Source organism: Dietzia cercidiphylli (assembly GCF_039531545.1).
In the GTDB taxonomy this organism is placed as follows: domain Bacteria; phylum Actinomycetota; class Actinomycetes; order Mycobacteriales; family Mycobacteriaceae; genus Dietzia; species Dietzia natronolimnaea.
In genome coordinates this window covers 341,327-350,178 of sequence record NZ_BAAAQG010000002.1, presented here as the reverse complement: position 1 = coordinate 350,178, position 8,852 = coordinate 341,327, and the positions used below count along the sequence as shown (strand labels likewise).

Genomic DNA, 8,852 nt, shown 5'->3' with positions numbered 1-8,852 from the left:
CTATCCGATACCCGTCCGACCGCTACCCGATCATCAGATCCGCGCTTTCCGAAAGGCGTCCCAAACAGCCAGGCGCCGCAGGGGCAGGGCCAGGGGAGCGATGTCGTGTTTGAGCTCGAGCAGCTCACGCTTGAGCAGGTAGATCTGCTCGATGTCGACACGGGTGCGGGGGGCGAAGACGGCGGTCTCCAGGTCGTCGACGTCCCCACTCATCCCCTCGGCCACCTCGAGGTAGCTGTCCACCACCCGGTCGGCCACGGCGTGCATCACCGTCGACGGCCCCCGGAGCAGCCTCTCGGGCGCGCTCTCGAGCTCCGCGCGGATGTCGGCGAGGCCGGTGAAGTCCCCGTGACGGACGGTCACCACGAAGTCGCGGCCCAGGACCACCATGACCTCACCGGTGGAGACGATGTCGTTGGTCTCGGTGATCGACTCGTGCTCGAGGTACCTGACCGTCGACATGTTGAGGACCAGGGAGTCGTCGTAGGCCTCCAGTTTGGGCCGCTGCCGTCCGCTGGCGGCGTCCTCGGAGATCAGCTCGTGGAGACCGAACTCCCTCGCCAGCGCCTCCATCTGGTGAGGGTCCGGGGCGTGGAGCCCGACCCACACGAACCCCCGCCCGGCCTGTCGTACGTGCCGGATCGCGGCCCGGTGGGTGAAGCGCCCCGGGACACGGACGCCGTCCACGTAGACACCGCAGTCGACCACCGCGCGTTCGGTGGGAACGGTCAGCCGGGTGCGTGGGGGGAAGGGGCTGGCCGTGTCGTCCCGCCGTCTTCGGATACTCGGCACCAGCGCCCCCTCACTCATCACCATGACACTATCCGGCGCCGGGCCTCGACACGATGGGCGTTAGGGTTCTGCTGGGAGACTGGCGGACAGGTGTCGCACGACCGGGTGCGGACGTGGCGAGGAAGGACGTGGTCGAGTGCGGCGGACGGGGGAGCGGGCCGGGGTACGCGGACTGGCGATCGCCGGGGTTGCGGTGGTGGCACTGACCGGATGCCAGGCGCAGTCGTCGATCGTCCCCGCCCACGAGTCCGATCCGGTCGTGGTGATCGAGACCGCGTCCTTCGGTGAGGCCGAGGTCGTCGGCCACATCTACGGCAACGCCCTGTTGAGATCGGGCTCCCGGGTCACTCTGCGTCCGCAGTCGGGAGACCAGGCCGAGGTCCTCGAGTCGGTGACGACGGGAGACGCCACGTTCACCATCGGGTTCACCGGGGAGTTGCTCCGCGCGTTCGATCCGGGCTCCACCGTGGTCGAGGCCGACGAGGTGTACACCGCGATGATGGCCGCCCTCCCCGAGGGGGTCATCGCAGCCGACCCGGCTCCCGCCGAGGACGCCCCCGTGTACGTGGTGACCCGGCACACCTCGGAGACGCGCGGTCTGCGGACCATGTCCGACCTCGCCGGACGCTGCGGGGAGTTCACACTGGGCGCACGCCAGGAGGCGCTCGCGGACCGTGCGCTCGCCACCGCGGTGGGTGGGACGTACGACTGCGGGTTCGGGCGGAGGGTGGCGCTGGGCCCGAACCCGCGCGCGGTGTTCGACGCACTGCGCGCGGGGGAGATCGGCGTGGGGCTGGTCCAGTCGACCGACCCGGTCCTGGATCCCGACGACATGGTGCCGCTGGACGACGACGAGGACGCCATCCTGGCCCAACACGTCGTCCCGGTGTTCCGCAAGGGCTCACTCTCCGAGGACCAACTCGCCCTGGTCAACCGGATCAGCGGCGAGCTGACCACGGAGGACGTGCGGGAGCTCCTGCTCGGGGTGGAGTTCGGCACCTCCACCCCGACCGATCTCGCCAACTACTGGCTGGACTCGCACGACTACTGAGCCACGGGCGCACGGGACCGGCCCCGGGCGCACGGGACAGGCCCCGGGCGATCGCCGCCGGGGGGCGCGGAGACCCGCGCCTACCCCGTGGCCGCGATCAGGAGAACGCCTCGTCCACGAGCGCCTTCTGCTCGACCGCGTGGACCTTGCTCAGGCCGGTCGACGTGGCGGCCATGGCCCGTCGAGACACCCGCTTGAGCGGCGGGAACTCCGGGATGACCTCCGGCAGGTTGAGTGCGAGGAAGCTCCACGCGCCCTGGTTGGCCGGTTCCTCCTGCACCCACCGGACCTCGGTGAGGTTCGGGTAGTGGCTGAGCGCCTCGCGGAGGCGACGGAACGGGATCGGGTGGATCTGTTCCAGCCGGACGATCGCGACGTCGTCGTGGCCTTCCTTCTCCTGCTGTGCCGCCAGCTCGTAGTAGAGCTTGCCCGAGACCAGGAGCATGGTCTTGACCTTCTCCGGGTCCTTGCCACCGTCGACGAAGGTGGGATCGTCGAGCACCGAACGGAACTTGCCCGAGGTGAAGTCGGCGAGGGCGCTGACGGCCTTCTTGTTCCGCAGCATCGACTTGGGGGTGAAGACGATCTGGGGGCGCTTGATGCCGTCGGTGGCGTGGCGACGCATGAGGTGGAAGTAGTTCGCCGGGGTCGACGGTTGCGCGACCGTCATCGACCCCTCCGCGCACAGCTGCAGGAAGCGTTCCATGCGCCCTGAGGTGTGGTCCGGGCCCATGCCCTCGTGGCCGTGCGGCAGGAGCAGGGTGACCGAGGACTTCTGACCCCACTTGGCCTCACCGGAGGAGATGTACTCGTCGATGATGGTCTGGGCACCGTTGACGAAGTCGCCGAACTGCGCCTCCCACAGGACCAGCGCCTCCGGGTCGCCCACGGAGTAGCCGTACTCGAACCCGACACCGGCGTACTCGGTGAGCGCGGAGTTCCACACCTCGAACCGGCCGTCGGCCTCGTCGAGGTTCTGCAGCGGCGAGTAGGGCTCGGCAGTGGTCTTGTCGACCACCACCACGTGCCGCTGCGTGAAGGTGCCGCGCTGCGAGTCCTGGCCGGCCAGGCGAACGGTCCGGCCCTCCATGACGAGCGAACCGATCGCGAGCAGCTCGGCGAACGCCCAGTCGATGTTCCCGTTGTAGGCCATCTTCTGGCGCGCCTCGTAGACCGGCTTGACACGCGAGTGGATGTGGAAGTCCTCGGGCAGGTTGCCGAAGGCGTCGCCGATCGCGTGGATGACCGACTCGTCGACCGCGGTCACCAGACGCTTGGGCAGCGGCTGGTTCGGCAGGATCGACTCGGATGCCTTGACCGGGTGCTTCTCGAGTTCGCGGACCTCGTTGAAGACCCGCTCGAGCTGGCCCTGGAAGTCGCGCAGGGCGTTCTCGGCCTCCTTCTCGGTGATGTCACCGCGACCGACGAGATCGTCGGTGTAGGACTGGCGGACGCTCTTCTTGCCGTCGATCACCTCGTACATCCGGGGCTGCGTCATCGACGGGTCGTCGGCCTCGTTGTGGCCGCGGCGGCGGTAGCAGACGAGGTCGATCACGACGTCCTTCTTGAACTGCTGGCGGAAGTCCATCGCCAACCGCGCCACCCGCACACACGCCTCTGGGTCGTCACCGTTGACGTGGAAGATCGGGGCGCCGATCATCTTGGCGACGTCCGTGGAGTACTGGCTGGACCGACCGGCCTCGGGGGCGGTGGTGAATCCGATCTGGTTGTTGACGACGATGTGGATCGTCCCGCCGGTGCGGTACCCGTCGATCTGGGACAGGTTGAGCGTCTCCGCCACCACCCCCTGGCCGGCGAAGGCCGCGTCACCGTGGAGCATGAGTGGGACGACCGGGTACTCGGCACGCCACTCCGGGTCCTCGATGAGGTCCTGCTTGGCCCGCACGATCCCCTCCAGGACGGGGTCGACGGCCTCGAGGTGCGACGGATTGGCGGTGAGCGAGACCTTGATCTCGTTCTCCCCGAACATCTGGTACTGGATGCCCTCGGCGCCGAGGTGGTACTTGACGTCACCCGAGCCGTGGGCGGCCGAGGGGTCCATGTTGCCCTCGAACTCGGTGAAGATCTGCCGGTAGGGCTTGCCCACGATGTTGGCCAGGACGTTCAGGCGGCCGCGGTGCGGCATGCCGATCACGACCTCGTCGAGCGCGAACTCGGCGGCCTCGTCGATGACCGCATCCATCATCGGGATGACCGACTCGGCGCCCTCCAGGGAGAAGCGCTTCTGTCCGACGTACTTGGTCTGCAGGAAGGTCTCGAACGCCTCCGCCGCGTTGACCTTGGACAGGATGTACTTCTGCTCGGCGACCGTCGGCTTGTCGTCGACACCCTCGAGTCGTTCCTGGATCCACTGGCGTTGTTCGTTCTCGAGGATGTGGGTGTACTCGATACCGATCTTGCGGCAGTACGCCGCGCGCAGCGCAGACAGGACGTCGCGCAGGCGCATCTTGTCCTTGCCGACGAACCCACCCACGGAGAACTTGCGGTCCAGGTCCCAGAGCGTCAACTCGTGGGAGTTGACGTCGAGGTCCGGGTGGAAGGTGCGGCGACGCTTGGCGTGCCGCCCGTCCAGGGGGTCGATATCGGCCATGAGGTGGCCGCGGTCGCGGTAGGCCGCGATCAGCTCGAGGACCCGGGCGTCCTTGTCCACGCGCGGGTCGGTGATGTCCTGACGCCACCGGACGGGCTCGTAGGGGATGCCGAGGACGTCGAAGATCTCGTCGTAGAACTCGTCGGCGAGCAGGAGACGGTGGATCTCGCGGAGGAACTCCCCGGATTCCGCACCCTGGATGATCCGGTGGTCGTAGGTCGAGGTGAGGGTGGTGATCTTGCCGATGGCGTTGTTGGCCAGCTGCTCGTCGCTGGCACCCTGGAATTCGGCCGGGTACTCCATCGCACCGACACCGAGGATCGTGCCCTGCCCCACGGTCAGTCGCGGCACAGAGTGGACGGTGCCGATCCCGCCGGGGTTCGTCAGCGAGATGGTGACCCCCGAGAAGTCCTCCATCGTCAGCTTGCCGATGCGGGCGCGGGAGACGATGTCCTCGTAGGCGTCGAGGAAGCCGCGGAAGGTCAGTTCCTCGCAGTTCCTGATGGCGGCCACGACCAGGGTGCGCCCCGCCTTGGTCTTCATGTCGATCGCCAGGCCGAGGTTGATCCCGTTCGGGGTCACGACGTTGGGCTTGCCGTCGACTTCCTCGAAGTGGTTGTTCATGTTCGGGTAGGACTTGATCGCCTGCACCATCGCGTACCCGATGAGGTGGGTGAAGGAGATCTTGCCGCCGTGCGTCCGCTTGAGGTGGTTGTTGATGACAACGCGGTTGTCGATCATGAGCTTGGCCGGAATCGCACGGACCGAGGTGGCCGTGGGCAACGTCAGCGACGCGTTCATGTTCTTGACGATCGCGTTGGCCGGGCCGCGCAGGACCTTGTTCTCTGCTTCCTCGGGCGGCGTGTACTCGGGCCGCGTGGTCCGCTTGGCGGCGGGTGCCTCCGACGTGCCACGCGAGCTCGGCGTCCGCGCGGGGGCCGGCACACCCCGCCCGCGTGCCTTGCTCTTCGGGGAGCTCTCGGCCGTGGGCTTGGCGGCCACGTCCTCGGCTGACGACTCGGGAGACATGTCCGCGACGGTCAGCTCCGAGGTCTTCTGGGTGTTCGCGTCGGGGGTGGCGTTGTCGCCCCCGGACTTCTCGTCGGAGACCTTCTTGCCGCTCTTGCCGGCACTCTTCTTCTCTCCACCGGTCTTGCCACCACTGGTTTTCCCACCAGTCCGTGCGTCACCCCCGTCCGCAGCCGGACCGGCACCGGACGAGCCGTTCGACGCACTCCGACCGCTCACGGCCGCGGCCCCGGGGTTCGCGTCGAAGAACTCGTGCCAGGATTTATCCACGGAGGACGGGTCCTTGGAGAACCGCTCGTACATCTCGTCGACGAGCCACTGGTTCTGTCCGAACTGTGAGACGGTGTTGCTCACGATGTTGTGGTGCCTTCCTGATCTGTGGTGGGTTTCACACGCAATGAACCCAGGCTAGACCTTCTGCGCGTTCTCGGCCTTCCGATCTCACCTGACAGGGGGATGCGGTGCACTCGACGCACGGGGGTCAGGTCGAGGGCCAGCTGTCCGGAGGGGTCCCGAAGGTGGTCGCCGCCGCCTTCACGACGGTCCGACCCAGCCGTCGGTTCCCCCAGCCTCCCACCGCCGCGCCGATGCCCGCGGGGGCGAGCTTGCCCATGGCGAGGGTCGCCCGCTTCACCGCGAACTTCCGGGCGAACCGGGACACCATCCGACGATTGACCTCCTTCAGACCCGGGAGCCCCAGCGACCTTCCGGCGAGCGACCCGCCGGCGGAGGCCCCGCCGCTCGTGCTGACCGCGTTGGCCAGGATCGCGGTGCCCGACGCCCCGAGCATGACGGTCATCACGAGCAGCTCCTCGTGCTCGCCGACCCTCACGTCCACGCCGTGGACCTCCGCGACGGCCAGGGTGTAGAACGCGGCGGCCTCGATGAACACCAGCGACTCGGCGCCGATCGCGCCGAACGCGACGATGGTGCCGACCCCGGGGACGGCCGCCGTGGCGCCCACGGCCGCGCCGGACGCGGTGACGGCGCTCAGGAAGCGGGAGTCGAGCCGGTCGCGGATGCGCGCGGGACTCTCATCCGGATGGTTCTCGCGGAGCTTGCGGACGTAGGCGCGCGCGGCCCCGGCCTGGCTCCGTATCGCCTTCCGGAGGGCCCCTGTGGCGATTCCGGCGAGTGGACCGGAGACGTCGGTGTCGGCGGGGACGCGTTCTGGCACGGGATCTCCTCGAGGGTGTTCACGACAGGGTCGGCTGCCCTTGTCCGTCACTCCACGGTACGGAGGATCACGTGGTCCCGCCTCCTACGGGAGGACCTGTTCGGTGTACTGGTTCGCGAAGACCCGGTCCGGGTCCAGTCGGTCCCGCACGGCGACGAAATCGTCGAAGTGTCGGATGGTGTCGGACAGGTCGGCAGCGGTCCGGGTGTGCATCTTCCCCCAGTGGGGTCGACCGTCCGCGGCGAGGAAGATCTCCTCGGCCGATCGGAAGAGCTCGGTGTGGTCCATCAGGTGGAACTGGTGGACCGCGATGTAGCAGACGTCCCGCTGGTGGGCGGTCGACATCCACACGTCGTCCGCGGCGGCGAACCGCACCTCGACGGGGAACGGCGTGACGATGCCGGAGCGGTCGATCATGTCCCGGAGGTCCCTCACCACGGCCGCGGCCGCGGCCACCGGCACCGCGTACTCCATCTCGCGGAAGCGGACCCGTCGTGAGGAGGCGAAGACCCGGTAGCTGCGATCGGTGTACGCGCGGGCCGACATCGCCCGGGCCGCGAGGCGGTTGATCCGGGGTGTCAGCGAGGGCCGACGGGCGGCCGTCCGGCACAACGCACCGAACGCCTCGTTGGCCAGGAACTCCTCGCCCACGAGCTCGCGTAACCTGCCCAGGGGCTGCAGCTCGGTGTCGCCCGGAAGCCGGGTGTGGCGTTTGACGGTCACGGCGTCGGTGTGGGGGAACCAGAAGAACTCCGCGTGGTCGGCCGAGCCCGCGAAGCCCTCGAGATCGGCGAGCGCGGCGGTCAGGGTCCACGGGTGTTCCTCGGCGCTCAGCGCGAACGCCGGCACGCAGTGGATCGTCATCTTGGTGATGATCCCGATCGCACCGATCCCGAGTCGCGCCGCCTCGAACACCTCAGGATTCGTCTCGCGGGAACAGTTCAGGACGGAACCGTCGGCGGCGACGAGCTGCAGACCGACGACGGTGGCCGGCAGGCCGACAGCGTGCCGACCCGTGCCGTGGGTCCCCGTCGACACCGCGCCGGCGAGCGACTGTTCCGCGAAATCCCCGAGATTCGGTTGCGCGAGTCCCAGGTCCCACAGAAGAGGGCCGAGCCGGTGCAGTCGCGTGCCCGCCCAGACGGTCACGTCAGCCCCGTCGACGTGCCCGTCTGGGGCGCGGGTCGGGACGATCGACTCGATCCCCGTCAGGTCGTCGAGTGAGATCAGGACCCCGTCCGTCGCCGCGGCCGGGGTGAAGGAATGTCCGGCGCCCACGCACTTGACCCGGGTGCCCCGGTCGGCGGCGGTGCGCACGATGTCCGTGACCTCCGCGACGGTCGTGGGGTCGCACCGGCCGGACGGCGAGGCGATGACGTTTCCGGCCCAGTTCTGCCACGGTGTGGTCGAGGTCGTCATGGCTGCCGAGATTACCCCCCGCTTCACCGTCGAAGGGGGGCAACCTGGACGACAGACCTGACCGCGGGGCGGTGCCCTGTGCGATCCGGGGACGAAGTGTGCCCGCCGCAGGGTCGTCGTCGTACCATGGACGGGTGACCAGACGCCTCCCATCCGATCAGCGCAGAGCGCAGCTCCTCCGGGCCGCCCTGGAGATCGCCGAACATGACGGGTTGGGCGCGGTGACCGTCCGCGGCGTCGCGGAGCGGGCCGGCGTCTCCCTCGGTGTCGTCCACTACTGCTACACGGATAAGGAAGAGCTCCTCCGTGAGGTGATCGGTGCGGTCAACTCGGAGGTGCACCAGGCGGCACGGGCGTTCATCAACGTCGACTTCGACTCCGGCGCCATGGGCAGGGAGGGTCTGCGACGGAGGTTGTACGAGGCCATCGACCTGATCTGGGCCGTCATCTCCGCTTCTCCCGACCGGCAGCTCCTCACCTACGAGATCGTCTCCTACTCGCTGCGTACGTACGGGACACCCGAGATCGGCCTGGCCCGCCACCAGCAGGAGTCCAACGAGGAGATCATCCGCTCGGTGCTCGGGCGGACCGCCCAGTCCGCGGGTATGCGCTGGGGTATGGGCCTCGACGACATGGTCCGTGTCGTGGAGGCCACGGTCGCGGGCATCGGTCTGCGCTGGCAGATCTGCCGGGACGACGACGAGGCGATCGCCCTTCTCCACCGGGCGGTCGACCTCGTGGTGGCGGACGCGCATCCGCTCGACGGTGAGTAG

General features: G+C 68.5%; 6 protein-coding genes. 2 read left to right on the top strand and 4 right to left on the bottom strand.

Going from position 1 to position 8,852, the window contains the following annotated elements; all coding sequences use genetic code 11:
* Window positions 1–33: 33 nt before the first annotated feature.
* Window positions 34–810 carry a CorA family divalent cation transporter gene (locus ABD250_RS01630; protein WP_182658557.1) on the bottom strand — a complete coding sequence of 259 codons (777 nt, stop codon included), beginning with the start codon at window positions 808–810 and terminating at the stop codon, window positions 34–36.
* Between the two features lie 118 nt (window positions 811–928).
* Between ABD250_RS01630 and ABD250_RS01625 the strand changes: the two genes are divergently transcribed.
* Window positions 929–1,843, top strand: coding sequence for a glycine betaine ABC transporter substrate-binding protein (locus tag ABD250_RS01625; RefSeq protein ID WP_182658556.1), 915 nt, complete (start codon window positions 929–931; stop codon window positions 1,841–1,843).
* Between the two features lie 97 nt (window positions 1,844–1,940).
* Here ABD250_RS01625 and ABD250_RS01620 read toward each other — a convergent pair whose 3' ends face one another.
* The 3 genes from ABD250_RS01620 to ABD250_RS01610 all read right to left on the bottom strand — a co-directional run bounded on the left by ABD250_RS01620 (window position 1,941) and on the right by ABD250_RS01610 (window position 8,079).
* Complete coding sequence (locus ABD250_RS01620) at window positions 1,941–5,837, bottom strand: multifunctional oxoglutarate decarboxylase/oxoglutarate dehydrogenase thiamine pyrophosphate-binding subunit/dihydrolipoyllysine-residue succinyltransferase subunit (RefSeq protein ID WP_182658555.1); 3,897 nt, start codon at window positions 5,835–5,837, stop codon at window positions 1,941–1,943.
* 127 nt (window positions 5,838–5,964) lie between these two features.
* Window positions 5,965–6,660, bottom strand: coding sequence for a hypothetical protein (locus ABD250_RS01615; protein WP_179525576.1), 696 nt, complete (start codon window positions 6,658–6,660; stop codon window positions 5,965–5,967).
* A gap of 84 nt (window positions 6,661–6,744) precedes the next feature.
* Window positions 6,745–8,079, bottom strand: a complete 1,335-nt coding sequence (locus tag ABD250_RS01610) for a D-arabinono-1,4-lactone oxidase (RefSeq protein ID WP_182658554.1) — start codon at window positions 8,077–8,079, stop codon at window positions 6,745–6,747.
* Between the two features lie 134 nt (window positions 8,080–8,213).
* Between ABD250_RS01610 and ABD250_RS01605 the strand changes: the two genes are divergently transcribed.
* Window positions 8,214–8,852, top strand: coding sequence for a TetR/AcrR family transcriptional regulator (locus ABD250_RS01605; protein WP_179525574.1), 639 nt, complete (start codon window positions 8,214–8,216; stop codon window positions 8,850–8,852).